Annotated in this window: 14 protein-coding genes; 10 read left to right on the top strand and 4 right to left on the bottom strand. The window is 60.9% G+C overall.

Features of this window, described 5'->3' with window-relative positions:
• The first annotated feature begins 184 nt into the window (after window positions 1–184).
• Window positions 185–763 carry a uracil-DNA glycosylase family protein gene (locus tag THS5294_RS16010; RefSeq protein WP_058124520.1) on the top strand — a complete coding sequence of 193 codons (579 nt, stop codon included), beginning with the start codon at window positions 185–187 and terminating at the stop codon, window positions 761–763.
• Window positions 760–1,539: an SseB family protein gene (locus THS5294_RS16005; RefSeq protein WP_058124519.1), complete on the top strand. Its 780-nt coding sequence runs from the start codon at window positions 760–762 to the stop codon at window positions 1,537–1,539. Before THS5294_RS16010 ends, THS5294_RS16005 begins: the two co-directional genes overlap by 4 nt.
• An 82-nt stretch (window positions 1,540–1,621) precedes the next feature.
• Here THS5294_RS16005 and THS5294_RS16000 read toward each other — a convergent pair whose 3' ends face one another.
• On the bottom strand, window positions 1,622–3,286 hold the full coding sequence (locus THS5294_RS16000) for an NAD+ synthase (protein WP_058124518.1): 1,665 nt from the start codon (window positions 3,284–3,286) through the stop codon (window positions 1,622–1,624).
• A 189-nt stretch (window positions 3,287–3,475) separates the two neighbouring features.
• Between THS5294_RS16000 and THS5294_RS15995 the strand changes: the two genes are divergently transcribed.
• Window positions 3,476–5,014: an MORN repeat-containing protein gene (locus THS5294_RS15995; RefSeq protein ID WP_082645059.1), complete on the top strand. Its 1,539-nt coding sequence runs from the start codon at window positions 3,476–3,478 to the stop codon at window positions 5,012–5,014.
• On the opposite strand, the gene THS5294_RS15990 is transcribed toward THS5294_RS15995, so the two are convergent.
• The 3 genes from THS5294_RS15990 to THS5294_RS15980 form a co-directional block, all read right to left on the bottom strand.
• Entirely contained in the window at window positions 5,011–5,670 is a 660-nt protein-coding gene (locus THS5294_RS15990; RefSeq protein ID WP_038004487.1) for a DUF2726 domain-containing protein, read from the bottom strand. The two genes, THS5294_RS15995 and THS5294_RS15990, sit on opposite strands and share 4 nt — an antisense overlap.
• Before the next feature lie 95 nt (window positions 5,671–5,765).
• The gene (locus tag THS5294_RS15985) at window positions 5,766–7,286 is read right to left on the bottom strand and encodes a cryptochrome/photolyase family protein (protein ID WP_058124517.1); all 1,521 of its coding nucleotides are present in this window, start codon (window positions 7,284–7,286) and stop codon (window positions 5,766–5,768) included.
• Window positions 7,280–7,942, bottom strand: coding sequence for an SDR family NAD(P)-dependent oxidoreductase (locus THS5294_RS15980; protein ID WP_038004483.1), 663 nt, complete (start codon window positions 7,940–7,942; stop codon window positions 7,280–7,282). Before THS5294_RS15980 ends, THS5294_RS15985 begins: the two co-directional genes overlap by 7 nt.
• A gap of 242 nt (window positions 7,943–8,184) precedes the next feature.
• Between THS5294_RS15980 and THS5294_RS15975 the strand changes: the two genes are divergently transcribed.
• The 7 genes from THS5294_RS15975 (at window position 8,185) to THS5294_RS15945 (ending at window position 16,642) form a co-directional block, all read left to right on the top strand.
• The gene (locus THS5294_RS15975) at window positions 8,185–9,771 is read left to right on the top strand and encodes a 2-isopropylmalate synthase (protein WP_038004481.1); all 1,587 of its coding nucleotides are present in this window, start codon (window positions 8,185–8,187) and stop codon (window positions 9,769–9,771) included.
• 339 nt (window positions 9,772–10,110) lie between these two features.
• Window positions 10,111–11,151 carry a rod shape-determining protein gene (locus THS5294_RS15970; protein WP_038004479.1) on the top strand — a complete coding sequence of 347 codons (1,041 nt, stop codon included), beginning with the start codon at window positions 10,111–10,113 and terminating at the stop codon, window positions 11,149–11,151.
• Between the two features lie 39 nt (window positions 11,152–11,190).
• Window positions 11,191–12,093 carry a rod shape-determining protein MreC gene (gene mreC, locus THS5294_RS15965; RefSeq protein ID WP_058124516.1) on the top strand — a complete coding sequence of 301 codons (903 nt, stop codon included), beginning with the start codon at window positions 11,191–11,193 and terminating at the stop codon, window positions 12,091–12,093.
• Window positions 12,094–12,095: 2 nt separating this feature from the next.
• The gene (locus THS5294_RS15960) at window positions 12,096–12,626 is read left to right on the top strand and encodes a hypothetical protein (RefSeq protein WP_052068212.1); all 531 of its coding nucleotides are present in this window, start codon (window positions 12,096–12,098) and stop codon (window positions 12,624–12,626) included.
• Window positions 12,623–14,566 carry a penicillin-binding protein 2 gene (gene mrdA, locus THS5294_RS15955; protein ID WP_058124515.1) on the top strand — a complete coding sequence of 648 codons (1,944 nt, stop codon included), beginning with the start codon at window positions 12,623–12,625 and terminating at the stop codon, window positions 14,564–14,566. The genes THS5294_RS15960 and mrdA overlap by 4 nt, the downstream gene beginning before the upstream one ends.
• On the top strand, window positions 14,563–15,714 hold the full coding sequence (rodA, locus tag THS5294_RS15950) for a rod shape-determining protein RodA (RefSeq protein WP_058124514.1): 1,152 nt from the start codon (window positions 14,563–14,565) through the stop codon (window positions 15,712–15,714). Before mrdA ends, rodA begins: the two co-directional genes overlap by 4 nt.
• Window positions 15,707–16,642: an NAD(P)-dependent oxidoreductase gene (locus THS5294_RS15945; RefSeq protein ID WP_058124513.1), complete on the top strand. Its 936-nt coding sequence runs from the start codon at window positions 15,707–15,709 to the stop codon at window positions 16,640–16,642. The genes rodA and THS5294_RS15945 overlap by 8 nt, the downstream gene beginning before the upstream one ends.
• The last annotated feature ends 89 nt before the right edge of the window (window positions 16,643–16,731 follow it).

Raw genomic sequence — 16,731 nt, 5'->3', positions numbered from 1 at the left:
TCCGCCCTATTGGCCGAACTTGTGGCATTCGCAATGGAGCGGGGGCCAAAAAGCGCCGTATTTCGGGTGGCCCTAGTGGGATTGCATGATGCCCGGCCATGATCGGACTGCTGCCGGGCGGAAAACACGCCAAAGACCCACAGCCAGGATTTCAAAGCGAGCTGCTGGCCTATAGCCTGCGGGCATGGACCTTTTGGATGACATCGCAAGCTGCCGCCTTTGCACCGCGCGTTTTGAGGCAACGCACACTGGCCACCAACCGCGCCCCGTGGTCCGCGCCGAGGCTTCTGCTCGGATTTTGATCGCAGGCCAGGCCCCGGGTGCGCGAGTACACGCCTCGGGCCTGCCCTTTGATGATCCCTCCGGGGATCGCTTGCGCAACTGGATGGGCCTCACCCGCGATCAGTTCTATGATGCAAGCCGCATCGCGATTGTGCCAATGGCGTTTTGCTTTCCCGGCACCACGGCCAAAGGCGCCGATTTGCCACCGCCACCCCTCTGCGCCCGCACATGGAGGGCCCAAGTGCTGGACACGCTGCCCAATATCCAACTCACCCTACTGGTTGGCGGCTATGCCCAGAAATGGCACCTGAAATCCGGCTCCGTCACGGATACTGTCGCGGCGTGGCGCACCCACGCACCCTCGGTTTACCCCTTGCCTCACCCGTCTTGGCGCAATACCGCATGGCTCAAACGCCACCCTTGGTTCGAGGCCGACCTCGTTCCACACCTGCGCCGCCATCTCGCTGAGGTCCTCGCATGAACACACCACTCGACACCGCCGCCCTCTCCCTCGAGACCGAAGGCACCGATGCCGCCCGCCTCAGGTTCTATGAACGGATCGCAGACGCCGAACTCTTTGTCCTGCTGGAGCAAGAAGCCGAGGGTGACCAAATCGCGCCTCGGCTGTTTCCGGTCGAAGGCCAAACCTTCGTCCTCGCATTCGACCTGCCCGAACGGCTCAGCGACTTTGCCGATGGTCCCGCCCCCTACGCCGCCCTCTCGGGCCGGCTATTGGCACAAATGCTGGCCGCCGAAGGCCTCGGCCTCGGCCTAAACCTCGAAGTCGCCCCCTCGTCCCAGTTGCTAGAACCCCAAGCCATCGCATGGCTCGCCGAAACCCTCACCAACGCCCCGTCCGAGACCCAAGCAACCCCCGACACAATCGCCCCGCCCGCAGGCCTGCCCGAAGCCCTGATCACAGCGTTGGACACCAAACTGGCAATGGCCGAAGGCCTCGCCCGCAGCGCCTATTTGGTCTCCGTCACCTATGAGAACGCACAAAAAACCCACCTTTTGGGCTTCGTCGGTGCCATCCCCGAGGCGGAACCAAGCCTCGCCCGCGCCGTCTCTGAGGCCCTCACCTTCTCAGGCATTGAGGCCGGCGCACTCGACGTGGGCTTCTTCCGCGCCGCCGATCCAATCACACCCCTTCTGGCCAAACATGGGCTGCGGTTTGACCTCCCCCAACTCAGCCAAACTCAAACACCCGGCGCAAACCCAGGCATGAACCCGGATCAGCCGCCAAAACTGCGCTAACTCTTTGGTTTTCAAATATCCCAGGGAGCGCGAGGGACAGCGTCCCTCGCCGTCGCGACGCCCCAAAGGGCGGCGCAACACCTCAGCTCGGATCGCGCCAGCGGTTCACAATCGGATAGCGACGATCCAACCAGAATGCGCGCTGTGACAGCCGCGCCCCCGGCGCCGACTGAAAGCGTTTGTATTCGCTGATGTAAATCAGCCACTCGACCCGCTTGACCGTTTCACGGTCGTAGCCATCCGCCACGACCTCCGCCACCGAAAGCTCCCGGTCGATCAAGCGCTCAAGGATCGCGTCCAGCACCTCATAGGGCGGCAGGCTGTCCTCATCTTTTTGATCCGGGCGCAGTTCCGCCGAGGGCGGCTTGTCGATGATGCTCACCGGGATCATTTCACCCGCAGGCGCCTGCATCCAAGGGCGGTGGTTGGCGTTACGCCAGCGGCACACATCAAACACCCGCGTTTTGTACATGTCTTTGATGGGGTTATACCCGCCGGACATATCCCCATAGATCGTGGCATAACCCACCGCGACCTCGGATTTATTCCCTGTCGTCAGCAGCATTTCACCGTTCTTATTGCTCAGCGCCATCAATAGCAGCCCGCGCAGGCGGCTTTGGATGTTTTCCTCAGCAATGCCCGGCTCGGTGCCTGCGAAAAACGGCCCAAGCGCCTCGCTCACGGCGGCGCGTGGCCCAGAGATCGGCACGTTGTCCAACGGGCAGCCCAGCGCGCGGGCCGCCGTGGCCGCGTCATCCAGCGATCCTTGCGAAGTATATTCTGACGGCAGCATCACACAGCGCACATTCTCGGGGCCAAGCGCGTCGGCGGCAATACATGCCACAAGCGCGCTATCAACGCCCCCCGACATCCCCAGCAGCGCCTTTTTGAAACCCGCTTTGCCCATATAGTCCCGCAGGGCCAAAACCGTGGCGTGGTAATCCGCCTCGATCCCTTCTGGCGCGTGGGCTTTTTCGCCCTCGACCGCGACCCAGCCATCTTCGCCCAGTTCGAAATCGATGTGATCGATATGTTCTTCAAATGCGGGCAGTTGGTGGGTCAGTTTGCCGTGGGGGTTCAGGACAAAACTTGCGCCATCAAACACCTGATCGTCCTGCCCGCCCACAAGATTCAGGTACACGGCCGGCAAACCTGTCTCGACGGTGCGCGACACGATATGCGCAAACCGCACGTCCTGCTTGCCCGTAAAGTAGGGGGAGCCGTTGGGGATCACGAGGATCTCTGCCCCTGTCTCCGCGAGGGTTTCTGCGACATCCTCAAACCACGCGTCCTCACAGATCGGCGTGCCAATCCCGACGCCCTTAATCCGGTAGGGGCCAGACACATCGCCGGATTGAAAGTAGCGCTTTTCGTCAAAGACTTTGTAGTTGGGCAGGTGGTGTTTCAGGACACGGGCAACTGTGCGACCCGCCTCAAACACGAACCACGCGTTGTGGGGTTTGTCGTCGCCCTCATTCCACCACGGCGCACCAATGCCCAGCGCGGGGCCATCGGCGCAATCCTTGGCCAGCGCCTCTAGGTGGCGGGCGCAATCGGCAACAAAGGCAGGTTTACGTACAAGGTCTTGGGGCTGATAGCCCGTCAAGAACATCTCGGGCAGCGCGACCATGTCGGCGCCTGCGGCTTTGCCCGCAGCCCATGCGGCGCGGGCCTTGTCGGCATTGCCCTCAAGGTCCCCCATCACTGGATTTAGCTGCGCGATTGTCAGGCGGAATGTGCTCGACATATGCCTCGTCTCCCCGTGTCGTCCCAGGTTGGTGCTCTTGCGGCAGTTTCCCTCTACCGACATCGCGCACGGAGGGAAAGCGCCGATCCCGGCTATCCCCCGCGCAGAGCGGGGAAAACCGTTGCCCCCGCCCTATCGGTCATTTAGCTTTGGGGCGAGCGATGTCACCGCATTCGTGGGGAGCAGACCGTGACGCATAAATCGACAGCCCTAATTCTGGCCACTATCCTAGCTTTTTCCGCGCCCGGCACCGCCTTGGCGCAGGAGGGTGAGATCGTCACCAAGCAATATGACGGTGGCGGGATATATGAGGGCACCTTTCTGGACGGCAAACAGCACGGCACCGGCACCTATCGGCTGCCCAATGGCTATGTCTACACCGGCGAATGGGCTGCGGGCGAAATCCGCGGCATGGGCACGGCTGAGTTTCCGGATGGCTCGGTCTATACCGGGACGCTTGCGCGCGGAAAGCCCGAGGGCACGGGCAGCATAATCTTTGCCGATGGCGGCACCTATGAGGGCGACTGGCTGGACGGTAAAATCACCGGACGCGGGGTGGCCAATTATGCCAATGGCGTGCGCTATACCGGCAGTTTCGTAAACGCCCTGCATGATGGCGATGGCATCATGGAAAGCACCACCGGCTACCGCTATGAGGGATCATGGGTGGACGGGATGAAGGACGGCACCGGGCTGATCACCTATCCCGATGGTGCCACCTACGAAGGCCAAATGGTCAAAGGCGCGCGTGAGGGACAAGGCACCCTGACAATGCCAGACGGCTTGGTCTATATCGGCAATTGGAAGGCCGGTCAGATCAATGGCTTGGGCCGTCTAACCCAGCCCAACGGTGACATCTATGAGGGCCTTTTGGTCAACGGCCAGCGCCACGGCACGGGTGCGGTCACCTATGCCAATGGCGACGTCTATGAGGGCGAGTTCTTTGAGGACAAGCGCCAAGGCCAAGGCATTTTCAAGGGCACAGACGGGTACCAATACGTCGGTTCTTGGGTCGATGGCCGGATTGAGGGCGAGGGTGAGGTCACCTATCCCGACGGCTCGGTCTACGTTGGCGGGTTCCGCAACGATCTGGCGCATGGCTCCGGCAAGATCACCTATCCCGATGGCGCCACCTATGAGGGTGATTGGGTGGACGGCGTGATTGAGGGCACGGGCCGCGCGCAATATCCCAACGGTTTGCTGTATGTTGGGGAGTTTCTGAACGCCAAGAACCATGGCCAAGGCGTGATGACCTTTGCCGATGGCTACCGCTATGATGGCGCGTGGGAAGACGGGCTGCGCCACGGCATGGGCACCGCGACCTATGCGGATGGTACGATCTATGTCGGGACGTTTGTGCAGGGCCAGCGCGACGGTGAGGGCAAGATCACGATGGCTGACGGCTTTGTCTATCAGGGTGGTTGGCAGGCCGGTGAAATCCACGGCCAAGGTACCGCGACCTATTCAAACGGCGACGTCTATGAGGGCAGCTTTGCCAAGGGCAAGAGACAGGGTCCCGGCACCATGCGCTATGCCACGGGCGAGGTCGAAAGCGGTGAGTGGGATCAGGGGCGGCTGTCTGCCTTGGCGGCCGAAGCTGAGGCTCCGGCGCAGGAAACTGACCCGACACCAGAGGTAGGCACCGCATCTGAGGCCCCGTCGGGTGAGGCCGCTTCGGATCAGGCCCCAGCAGATGAGGCCACACCCGACAGCGGCAACGACGGCTAGACCGCGACGCCCGAAGGGTTCGCTTGGGGCATATCGTCGTCCTCTAGGTAGAGGTGTGCGAACACCTGCGTCCAGATATCGTCGGGCGCGGTCAGTTCATTGGCGGTGACATAGCCGATGCCGGCTTCCTCTAGGGCCGCGGCTTTTGCATCAGCCAGTGGCCCCGCATCCCGCGCGTTGCCAACAAAGTCCAGCGCCGCGACCGGCAGGCCCGCATCATCAAGGATCAAGATATCCACCCGCTGCGCCACGAAACCCGCGCGGGCGGCATCTTGGTCGGTTTGTGCCGCACGACGATCCACATGCAAGAACGCATCGAGCGACACTTGTGCGTGGAGGGTCATATCGGGGGCCTCAACCTCAAGCCGGTCGGTAATCATGTTGAACACCGCCAGATGGCCGGGCGTCATCAGGCGCATGGCGTGGATCGCAACACGGGCGGGCGGCTTGGGTGCCGCAGGTGCGGCCCGGGGCAATGGCTGCATTTCCTGCGCGGGCGTGTAATCCGTATCCCACGAGCCGGATCCGCGCAGCGCATGCGCCTCAGCCTCTGCTGCGGCCTCTAGTTTGCGCAGGGCAGCGGCAGCAACGGTTTGCGCATCTTGGGCGCGTTTGTCTGCGTCGCCTGTGACGCTGCGGATCAGTTTTGCAAACATGAGAGTTCTGCCCGTTTTTATGTTCTCGATGATGCAAAGGTGACAGGCAAGGGTGGCGAAATATGGGCGCTCCTGCGGGCTTTGTGCGGAAAAGTCTAAACGCTTTCGCCTTGCTCCATCTTCGCAAGGAACCGATCCGCGCGTTCCAACACCTCTGCGCAATGGGTATCGTCCATTCGGTCCCACGTCCGGTACATCTGCGCCATGCGAGGGTTTTTGGCAAACCGTTCCCGGTGACGATTGAGAAACGCCCAATAGAGCGCGTTGAACGGACAGGCGTCGTCCCCGGCCTTTTCCTTTACCTTATAGGCGCAGGTTTTGCAGTGGTCTGACATCTTGTTGATGTAGTTGCCGCCCGACACATAAGGCTTGGACCCCACGATCCCGCCATCGGCGAACTGGCTCATGCCGATGACATTCGGGGCTTCGACCCATTCGTAAGCGTCCGCATAGACCGCAAGGTACCATTCGTGCACCTCAAACGGGTCGATCCCCGCCAAGAGCGCAAAGTTCCCCGTCACCATGAGCCGCTGGATATGGTGTGCATAGGCCTCGTCGCGGGTGGCGGCGACAGCGGTGGACATGCACTTCATCCGGGTGTCCGCGCCCCAGTAGAGGGCGGGCAGCTTGCGAGTGTGGCCCAGCACGTTGCGGTGCATATAGTCGGGTCCTTCGCGGAAATAGATGCCAAGCATGTATTCGCGCCACCCGATGATTTGACGGATAAACCCCTCAACCGCGTTCAAGGGTGCATGGCCCGCCCTATAGGCTGCCTCGGCTGCATCGCAGGCTTCGCGCCAAGGCAGAAGGCCCGCGTTGATGTACATCGAAATGACCGAGTGATAGAGAAAGCGATTGTCCGTGAGCATCGCATCCTGAAAATCACCGTACTTGGGCAAGGCCTGGTCGATGAAATGCGTGAGCGCCGCGCGAGCGCCCGCCCGGTCCGTGGCAAAGGAAAATGGCCGCAGGGTGCCGAAGTTGTCGGCAAACCGCGCCTCAACCAGATCTAGGACCTCTCCGGTGGTCTCATCGGCTTGAAACTGAAGCGGGCCTTCGTGCGTGACCTCATCGGGGGCGGGTTTGCGGTTGTCGTGGTCGTAATTCCACTTGCCGCCCTCGGGCTGGTCGCCATCCATCAACAGCCCGGTTTTGCGCCGCATATCACGGTAGAAATACTCCATCCGAAGCTGTTTGCGCCCCTCGGCCCATGCGTCGAATTCGGTATGGCTGCACAAGAAACGGTCATCAGGGAACTGGTGAACCGGTACGGGGCTGTCCTCGAGCGCGGAGATCACGCGCCATTCACCGGGTTCCGTGGCCAACACCTCAGCGGCACCGGTGTCCCCTGCGACCGCCAACAGGGCCGACACGATGCTGGTGTGGCCCTCATCCAGCGTGAAATAGCGCACATCCCAGCCATCAGCCCGCAGTTCAGCGGCGAATTTGCGCATGGCGGCGAACAGGAACGCGATCTTTTTGGGGTGATGCGGAACGTAAGAGGCCTCTTCCATGACCTCTGCCATGACCACCACATCGCGGGTTTTGTCAGCCTCGCGCAGGGCGCTGAGTTCGGGGGAAAGCTGGTCGCCCAGTACTAAGACAAGTTTCACCATGGCACCTGTGTGTTGGCCCAATCATAGAATTGGCCTGTGTCTTCGGGGCGGCGCGCATCCAGCACGCCCGCCAGATTGGCTGCTGCCTCTTGGGGCGGGACGGAGGGGTAGCGGCCCAGATATTTTTGGGTGAACGGCGTGGCGACAGTGCCGGGGTGCAGCGCAATCAGGCAGGCCTGTTTGTGGGTGCGCGCAAGCTCAATCGCGGCGGTATGGACGACTTGGTTCACCCCCGCCTTGGCCGTGCGGTAACTGACCCAGCCGCCGATTTTATTGTCACCGATGCTGCCCACCCGCGCCGACAAAACCGCGACCACGCTGGGGGATTTGCGCGGGATCAACCGCCACACATGTTTGAGCACGAGGGCAGGCCCCAGCGTGTTGAGGCGAAACTGGGCCATCATCGCCTCCGGCTCCAGCGCCTTGATCGTCCGCTCTGGTTGATGGCCGTCAATTTCCAGCGCACCGGTGGCCACGATAATCCGGGCAAACGGCTCTTCTAGCGCGCCCAAAGTGGCCGCGACGCTGGCCTCATCGGTCACGTCCAGCCCGTCGGCGCGGCGCGAAAGGGCCGTTACATCATAGCGCTGTGCCAATTCGGCCACTAACGCCTGTCCGATCCCGCCGGACGCTCCTATCACCAGTGCTTTTTCCATGACCCGCACCTAGCGCGGGGGTTTATCAAGACAATTTGATTTAACCTCTTTTCAAACCGCGACGCAGACGTATGATGTTGCGCAATGACACAGCGTCCACATATCCCCACCGGCAGAGCCTACGCTCTCCTAGACGCAAGCCTGCTTCTTAGCCGCCTCTGAGCGTGCCTTTTGGCGCGACCGCTCAGGGGAGGATCAGCGCCAGTCACCAAAAAACGCACAGAAGCATAGAGACAAATACCATGACACAGAACCGCGTTTCGCCAGAGGCAAACAAAGACAAAGTCGTAATTTTCGACACCACATTGCGCGACGGTGAGCAAAGCCCCGGCGCCACTATGACCCACGACGAAAAGGTCGAAATCGCCGAGATGCTCGACGAAATGGGTGTGGATATTATCGAAGCGGGCTTTCCGATCGCTTCGGACGGTGATTTTGAAGCCGTTTCCGAGATTGCGCGCCGGTCGAAGAATTCGGTGATCTGCGGGCTGGCACGCGCCAACTTCAAAGACATCGACCGTTGCTTTGAGGCCGTGAAACACGCCGCCAAGCCACGCATTCACACGTTTATCGGCACCTCGCCGCTGCACCGCGCCATCCCGAACCTCACCATGGATGAGATGGCCGACAAGATCCACGAAACGGTCACACATGCCCGCAACCTGTGTGACAACGTGCAGTGGTCGCCGATGGATGCGACCCGGACCGAGTGGGATTATCTGGCGCGCGTTGTTGAGATTGCGATTAAGGCCGGCGCAACCACGATCAACATCCCCGACACCGTGGGCTACACCGCGCCGCGCGAAAGTGCGGACCTGATCCGGCGTCTGATCGCCGAAGTGCCCGGGGCTGATGCTGTGATTTTCGCTACGCATTGTCATAACGACCTTGGCATGGCGACCGCAAACGCGCTGGCCGCAGTTGAGGGCGGCGCGCGACAGATTGAGTGTACGATCAACGGCTTGGGTGAGCGCGCGGGCAACACCGCCCTCGAAGAGGTTGTGATGGCCCTGAAGGTGCGCGGCGATATCATGCCCTACACCACCGGGATTGAGACGACCAAGCTGATGGCGATTTCGCGTCGCGTGGCCTCTGTTTCGGGGTTCCCGGTGCAGTTCAACAAAGCGATCGTCGGCAAGAACGCCTTTGCGCACGAAAGCGGTATCCACCAAGACGGGATGCTCAAGAATGCAGAGACGTTTGAGATTATGCGCCCCGAGGACGTGGGCCTGTCCGAGACGAACCTTGTGATGGGCAAACACTCCGGCCGGGCCGCGCTGCGATCCAAGTTGGGTGAGTTGGGCTATGAGCTGGCCGACAACCAACTGGCCGACGTGTTTGTGCGGTTCAAGGCGCTGGCGGACCGCAAGAAGGAAATCTATGACGACGACCTGATCGCGCTGATGCAGGATGAGGAACGCTCTGGCGAGGACCGCATCAAGGTGGAATACCTGCGTGTGGTGTGCGGCACCGAAGGTCCGCAAGAGGCGACCTTGCGTCTGGCCATCGACGGCGAAAGCGTTTCCGCAGACGCGACCGGCGACGGCCCCGTGGATGCGGCATTCAACGCGGTCAAAGCCTTGGTCGCGCACTCGGCCCGCCTGCAATTGTATCAAGTGTCCGCCGTGACCGAAGGGACCGATGCGCAGGCCACCGTGACCGTGCGGATGGAAGAAGACGGCCGGATCGTTTCGGGCCAATCGGCGGATACGGACACGGTCGTGGCTTCGGTCCGGGCCTACGTCAACGCGCTCAACCGACTGATGGTGCGCCGCGAAAAGTCCGGCTCTGATGCGCGGGAAATCCGCTATACGGACGCCGCTGGCTAGGTAGGCTGAGCCCATAGCAATGCGGTCCCCGCGTTGCGCTGCCCAAGATATGCACCCTGTCGCGAGACACCCTCGCGGCAGGGTGCTTTCATGCGCAGGGATTAATGTCGCCTTGAATTGATGGTCGGGGCTGACCCGCCAATCACGCGCGCCCCTGCCCCAAGATTGCCGCCAATTGGCCAAATTCACCGCCCAACGCCGCATGAAGGCATCACAACAGCGAAATATGGCCGACAATTTAAGGATCGGCCTTTACCCTTTCTTCGCGCGAAGCCATTAACTGTAACCAGAGGCGGGCATGTCTGTCTGCGTTGGCGATTTCACCGAGGATAACAAAAAATGGCATTCGGGTTCGGGGGTTTGTTCTCCTCAGACATGGCAATCGACCTTGGGACGGCCAACACGTTGGTCTACGTCAAGGGTAAGGGCGTGGTGTTGAGCGAGCCTTCGGTCGTCGCCTACCATACCAAAGGTGGCCGCAAAGAGGTGCTGGCAGTGGGCGAAGACGCCAAGCTGATGCTGGGCCGAACGCCCGGCTCGGTTGAGGCGATCCGCCCCATGCGCGACGGTGTCATCGCGGACTTCGATACCGCCGAGGAAATGATCAAGCATTTCATCCGCAAAGTTCACAAACGCACGACCTTTACCAAGCCCAAGATCATCGTCTGTGTGCCCCATGGGGCCACCCCGGTTGAAAAACGCGCCATTCGTCAGTCCGTTCTGGGGGCTGGCGCGCGCAAAGCTGGCTTGATCGCCGAACCCATTGCCGCCGCGATTGGTGCGGGCATGCCCATCACAGACCCCACCGGATCCATGGTTGTGGACATCGGTGGCGGGACGACCGAGGTCGCGGTCCTGTCGCTGGGCGATATCGTTTATGCGCGCTCCGTACGCGTGGGCGGTGACCGGATGGACGAAGCGGTGATTGCGTATTTGCGGCGTCACCAGAACCTTTTGGTTGGTGAGGCCACCGCTGAGCGGATCAAAACATCCATCGGGACCGCACGGATGCCTGACGACGGGCGCGGCGCATCCATGACCATCCGTGGTCGGGACCTTTTGAATGGTGTCCCCAAGGAAACAGAGATCACGCAAGCACAAGTGTGTGAGGCGCTGGCCGAACCCGTGCAGCAAATCTGCGAAGCGGTGATGCAAGCGCTTGAGAGCACACCGCCCGATTTGGCTGCGGACATTGTGGACCGCGGTGTAATGTTGACGGGTGGCGGCGCGCTCTTGGGTGATCTGGATTTGGCACTGCGTGAGCAGACCGGGCTGGCCATTTCGGTGGCCGACGAGTCGCTCAATTGTGTGGCTTTGGGCACCGGCAAGGCGCTTGAATACGAAAAGCTCCTGCGCCACGTTATCGACTACGACAGCTAAACCCGGCTGCAACGTTAACCTCGCCCAAGCGGAGACCCGATGGCCCGCAACTCTGACACAGAGTTTTACCAGCGCCCTGTGCGTCGCCTCATTCTGGGGCTGATGATCTTTGTGTTGGTGGCGATTGTCCTGCTGTGGCGGATCGATAATCCACGCGCGGAGCGTATTCGCTCCATGCTTGTGGATGCCATAGTTCCGAACGTTGAATGGGCCATGGTGCCTGTGACCAAGCTGGGCCGTTTGGTGCAGGATTTTGAGGGCTACACCCGCGTCTATGAGCAGAACCAAGACCTGCGCCGTGAGTTACAACAGATGAAGGCCTGGCGTGAGGCTGCCCTTCAGCTGGAGCAGGAAAATGCGCGGCTTTTGGACCTCAACAAGGTGAGGTTGTCGCCGGAATTGACGTTTGTCACTGGGGTCGTTTTGACCGACAGCGGCAGCCCCTTTCGCCGGTCCGTGCTGCTGAACATCGGGGCGAATGACGGTATTCGCGATGGATGGGCGGCCGTGGACGGGCTGGGCGTAGTAGGCCGGATCGCAGGCGTGGGTGACAGCACCGCGCGTGTGATCCTTGTGACCGACCCGGTCAGCCGCATTCCCGTGACGATCCAACCCTCTGGCAAGCAAGCGATTTTGACAGGTGACACCACCGCCGCACCACTGATCGAGTTTTTGGAACGCACGACCGAGGTGCGCCCCGGTGATAGGGTCGTGACATCGGGGGATGGCGGCGTATTTCCCGCCGATTTGTTGGTTGGTCAAATGGCCCAAGGCCCGGACCAACGCTGGCGCGTTCAGTTGTCTGCGGATGCGGAGCGACTGGAGTTTTTGCGGGTCTTGCGCGCGCGGCCGGTGCCTGCGCTTGATACGATGGGCGGGTTGATCGCACCCGTGCGCCCCCCAATCCAAGGGCCGCAATTGCCCCCGGACCCGGAGGGCTGAGCATGGCCCCCTATGCCGTCTGGAAACAACGCGCTTTGCTTGCGGGCCTTCTGAGCCTGATCATTTTTACCAGCCTTCTGCCGCTTGGCCCGATGTTCGGCGGCATTCCAGGCCCGGACTTGGCCATGTGTTTGTTGTTCGCGTTTGTGCTGCGCCGCCCCGATTATGTGCCCCTTGGGCTGGTCTTGGTGATGGTGTTCGCGGCGGACGCGTTATTGATGCGCCCCCTTGGGCTATGGACCCTGATCATGCTGGTCGCGACAGAATTCCTGCGCCGCAGCGTGGTCCAGACAGAAGCCCTCACCCCCGCAGAGGAATTCGGCCAAATCCTGCCGGTCATGCTAGCGTGCTTTATCGCCGAACGCCTTATACTATTGGCCCTACTGGCCGAGCCGCCCGTTTTTTTCAGCCAAGTCATCCACGTTGGGATGACACTCGTGTTTTACCCGATTATCGTTCTGTTCACCCACAGCGTGCTAGGCGTGCGACGCCTGCAACCCGGCGAAGTTGACACTTTGGGAGGGCGCGCATGAAGCGCAATATCAAAGACAGCGAAGACAGCCTGCGGCGCATCACTCGCCGCGCTGCAATCGTGGGTGGGTTGAAGCTGGCGTTTATTGGTTTGCTCGCGGGGCGCATGCGCCAGCTACAGGTGGAGGACGCGGATCAATACCGCCTTCTAGCCGAGGAAAACCGCATCAACGTGCGCCTGCTGGCGCCCGCTCGAGGGCTGATGTTTGATCGCAACGGCACCCTTTTGGCGGACAATGCGCAGAACTATTCCGTGACAATTGTGCGCGAAGACACCGATGATGTTGAGGCCACGATTGAGCAATTGCGCGCCCTAATCCCACTAGATGAGGCGCAATTACAGCGGGCGTTGCGAGAGATGCGGCGCCGGTCGCCCTTTGTGCCCGTGACGCTGGCGGATGGCCTGACGTGGAAAGAATTCTCAATCGTTGCTGTGAATGCCCCTGCGTTGCCGGGCCTTTACCCTGAAGTGGGGCTGCTGCGCCGCTATCCGCTGGGTGCGGATTTTGCCCATACCATCGGCTACGTGGGCCGTGTGACGGAACGGGATTTGGCCAACCAAGAAGACCGCGACCCGCTGCTGCAAATGCCCCAGTTCAAGATCGGTAAGTTCGGGGCAGAGGCCAAGCTGGAGGATATTTTGCGCGGCAAAGCCGGGTCGCGCCGCATTGAGGTTAACGCGTTGGGGCGCGTGATGCGCGAGCTGGGCCGTGAAGAAGGCCAGCGCGGCGCGAGCGTGCAGATGACCATGGACGCCAACCTACAAAACTACGTCCAAGCCCGACTTGGCGACGAAAGCGCCAGCGCCGTGGTGATGGATGTCGAAACCGGCGATCTGGTCGCGGCCGTATCCTCGCCCAGTTATGACCCCAACAAATTCGTCGATGGCATCAGCCAAAGCGATTTTGATCTGTTGCGCGACAACGATCATCGCCCCCTGCACAATAAGATCGCACAAGGCCTCTATCCCCCGGGTTCGACCTTCAAAATGGTCACGCTTTTGGCAGCTCTTGAGGCCGGTTTGATCACGCCCGAGGAACGTATCCAATGCAACGGCGTCCTGCGCGTGGGCGGCCGGCGCGCACACTGTTGGAAACGTGCCGGACATGGGCCCGTGGACCTGAAAAAATCCCTCGTGGAGAGTTGTGACGTCTATTACTACGACATCTCCATGCGGGTCGGGATTGAGAAAATCGCCGAAATGGCCCACAAGCTGGGCCTAGGCGTGGCCCATGACGTGGACATGACCTCAATCTCCAGCGGGCTGATCCCGAACAAGGATTGGAAATTTGCAAACCGCGGTGAGGAATGGGTGATCGGCGACACGGTCAACGCCTCAATCGGGCAGGGTTTTGTGCTGTCATCCCCGCTGCAACTGGCCGTTATGACCGCGCGGCTGGCCACGGGGCGCACGATCATGCCCCGCATGGTGAAATCCGTTGATGGGGTTGAGCAACCGATTGAAAACGGCCCGGACATGGGGCTGAACCCGCTCCACCTGCAATGGGTCCGTGAGGCGATGTATGACGTCAATAACGGGCGACGCGGGACCGCGCGGGCCAGCCGCATCATGACCGAGGAACACAAGTGGGCCGGCAAAACAGGTACCAGCCAAGTGCGCAACATTACCCCTGCCGAACGCGCGCGCGGGGTGTTTCGCAACGCCGATCTGCCATGGAACCGGCGCGACCACGCCTTGTACGTGGGCTTTGCCCCCTTTGACGCCCCAAAATACGCGATTTCGGTGGTGGTTGAGCATGGCGGCGGCGGGTCATCTGCGGCAGCGCCCGTCGCGCGGGACATCATGTTGCAGGCGCTGCACGGCGGGCTGCCGCCCTTGGATGCCTATCCATCGGATCAGCGGCGCGAGATTGAAGAAATGCAAAACGCCCTGCCGCTACGTCCGCCAGGCCCAAGTTCATCGGGGCGAACCCGGGCATGAGTTATCTGGAGTACAATGTTGCGCAGGTCCCATCGGGTCTGCGCAAAGTGCTGCACCTGAACTGGGCGCTGATCGTTCTAATCGCGGCTGTTGTCGCCATAGGTGTCATGCAGTTGTACTCAGTTGCAGGTGGCTCCTGGAGACCATGGGCTGAGCCACAGTTGAAGCGGTTTGGCCTCGGGTTGGCCGCGATGTTTGTGGTCGCGATGATCCCCATCTGGCTTTGGCGCAACCTATCCGCATTGCTATTCGCCATCTCTATTGCGCTGCTTTTGGCAGTGGAGTTCGTGGGCGTTGTCGGCATGGGCGCACAGCGGTGGATCGACCTTGGTTTCATGCGCTTGCAACCCTCCGAGCTTACAAAAATCACGTTGGTTATGATGCTGGCGGCCTATTACGACTGGCTCCCGGCTGAGAAAGCTTCGCGGCCGATTTGGGTGATCATCCCCGTGGCTCTGATCCTGCTGCCGGTGATGTTGACGCTCATGCAGCCCGACCTTGGCACCGCGATTTTGTTACTGACGGGCGGCGGCGCGATGATGTTTTTCGCGGGCGTCCACTGGGCCTATTTTGCGACCGTGATCGCGGCAGGTGTGGGGCTGGTGACAGCGGTTTTGCAATCCAAGGGCACCAGTTGGCAGATCCTGAAAGACTACCAATACCGCCGCATCGACACCTTTCTTGACCCCGAAACCGACCCCTTGGGCGCGGGCTACCACATTACCCAATCCAAGATCGCGCTTGGATCAGGTGGTTGGACCGGGCGCGGCTATATGCAGGGCACGCAATCGCGGCTGAACTTTTTGCCGGAAAAGCACACGGATTTCATCTTTACCACGCTGGCTGAGGAATTTGGGTTTATCGGCGCGCTGTCATTGCTGACGCTTTACACGCTGATCATCGTGTTTTGCGTCATCTCGGCGTTGCGCAACCGGGACCGTTTTTCATCCCTCGTCACACTGGGCATCGCGGTAACGTTCTTTTTGTTCTTTGCCGTGAACATGTCGATGGTAATGGGCTTGGCCCCGGTTGTCGGCGTGCCCTTGCCCCTTGTCAGTTATGGCGGCTCTGCCATGTTGGTTCTCATGGTCGGCTTTGGGGTCGTCCAATCCGCACATATCCACCGACCAAGGACCCGTAATGGTTAATATCCTTTTTGCCGACCGCCCCGAAATGTGGTCGGACTACGCCCCCCATTTGCGCCGTGCACTCGATGCTGAGGGCCTGACACATGCGGTCATCGCACCCGAGATGGAGCCGCAGGACGTGGACTATATCGTTTACGCTCCCTCCAGCTTTGTCCAAGATTTCCGGCCCTATGCGCGGCTAAAAGGGGTTATGAACCTCTGGGCCGGCGTCGAGGATGTCATCGGGAATGAGACACTGACCGCGCCTTTAATGCGCATGGTCGATCCGGGGTTAACCGATGGCATGGTGCAATGGGTGCTGGCACACACGCTGCGGCACCACATGGACATCGACACCCATATCCACGGCCAAGACGGTGAGTGGCGATCTGGGCGGGCGATGACCCCCCTTATGTCTCGGCGCAAGGTCGGCATTTTGGGCTTGGGCGAATTGGGCGGGGCCTGCGGCGCGGCCCTCGCCGGGCTCGGCTTTCAGGTTATGGGCTGGAGCCGGTCACCCAAGAACGTGCCCGGCGTCACCAACTACACCGGTGAGGACGGCTTGAACGAAGTCTTGAGCAACGCTGAGATCCTCATTCTCCTGACGCCTCTAACCTCCAAGACTGAAAACCTGTTAAACGCCGAGCGGCTCAGCCGAATGCCCAAAGGGGCCTTTGTGCTCAACCCCGGGCGCGGGGGATTGGTGGATGATGCGGCTCTTTTGGCAGCGCTGGACAGTGGCGCAATTGCGCACGCCACGCTTGATACATTCCGGGTCGAGCCTTTACCGCCAGAGCACGCATATTGGTCCCATCCGCGCGTAACCGTCACCCCGCACATCGCAAGCGAGACTCGATCTGATACTGCTTCCGAGCAGATCGCAGCCAATATCGCGCGATGTGAGCGCGGCGAGCCGTTCCTATACGTTGTGGACAGAACAGACCTCTGACGTAGATTCGCCGCCTACCTGCCCCGGTTTCCACGCTTACGCCTTGGATGCGTTCAAACTGTTGCAGGCAGGTGGCCGATTGGGCGCAG

Source organism: Thalassobacter stenotrophicus, from assembly GCF_001458315.1.
Lineage (GTDB): Bacteria > Pseudomonadota > Alphaproteobacteria > Rhodobacterales > Rhodobacteraceae > Thalassobacter > Thalassobacter stenotrophicus.
Note: the sequence above shows the minus strand (reverse complement) of the source record. Positions and strands in the feature narration are given on the sequence as shown.

Excerpts from the sequence above, each read along its gene's own strand:
- rodA (WP_058124514.1), top strand. The coding sequence starts at position 14,563 with ATGAGTTATCTGGAGTACAATGTTGCGCAGGTCCCATCGGGTCTGCGC.
- THS5294_RS16000 (WP_058124518.1), bottom strand. The coding sequence starts at position 3,286 with ATGTCGAGCACATTCCGCCTGACAATCGCGCAGCTAAATCCAGTGATG.
- THS5294_RS15980 (WP_038004483.1), bottom strand. The coding sequence starts at position 7,942 with ATGGAAAAAGCACTGGTGATAGGAGCGTCCGGCGGGATCGGACAGGCG.
- mrdA (WP_058124515.1), top strand. The coding sequence starts at position 12,623 with ATGAAGCGCAATATCAAAGACAGCGAAGACAGCCTGCGGCGCATCACT.
- THS5294_RS16005 (WP_058124519.1), top strand. The coding sequence starts at position 760 with ATGAACACACCACTCGACACCGCCGCCCTCTCCCTCGAGACCGAAGGC.
- THS5294_RS15990 (WP_038004487.1), bottom strand. The coding sequence starts at position 5,670 with ATGTTTGCAAAACTGATCCGCAGCGTCACAGGCGACGCAGACAAACGC.
- mreC (WP_058124516.1), top strand. The coding sequence starts at position 11,191 with ATGGCCCGCAACTCTGACACAGAGTTTTACCAGCGCCCTGTGCGTCGC.
- THS5294_RS15985 (WP_058124517.1), bottom strand. The coding sequence starts at position 7,286 with ATGGTGAAACTTGTCTTAGTACTGGGCGACCAGCTTTCCCCCGAACTC.
- THS5294_RS16010 (WP_058124520.1), top strand. The coding sequence starts at position 185 with ATGGACCTTTTGGATGACATCGCAAGCTGCCGCCTTTGCACCGCGCGT.
- THS5294_RS15960 (WP_052068212.1), top strand. The coding sequence starts at position 12,096 with ATGGCCCCCTATGCCGTCTGGAAACAACGCGCTTTGCTTGCGGGCCTT.
- THS5294_RS15975 (WP_038004481.1), top strand. The coding sequence starts at position 8,185 with ATGACACAGAACCGCGTTTCGCCAGAGGCAAACAAAGACAAAGTCGTA.
- THS5294_RS15945 (WP_058124513.1), top strand. The coding sequence starts at position 15,707 with ATGGTTAATATCCTTTTTGCCGACCGCCCCGAAATGTGGTCGGACTAC.
- THS5294_RS15970 (WP_038004479.1), top strand. The coding sequence starts at position 10,111 with ATGGCATTCGGGTTCGGGGGTTTGTTCTCCTCAGACATGGCAATCGAC.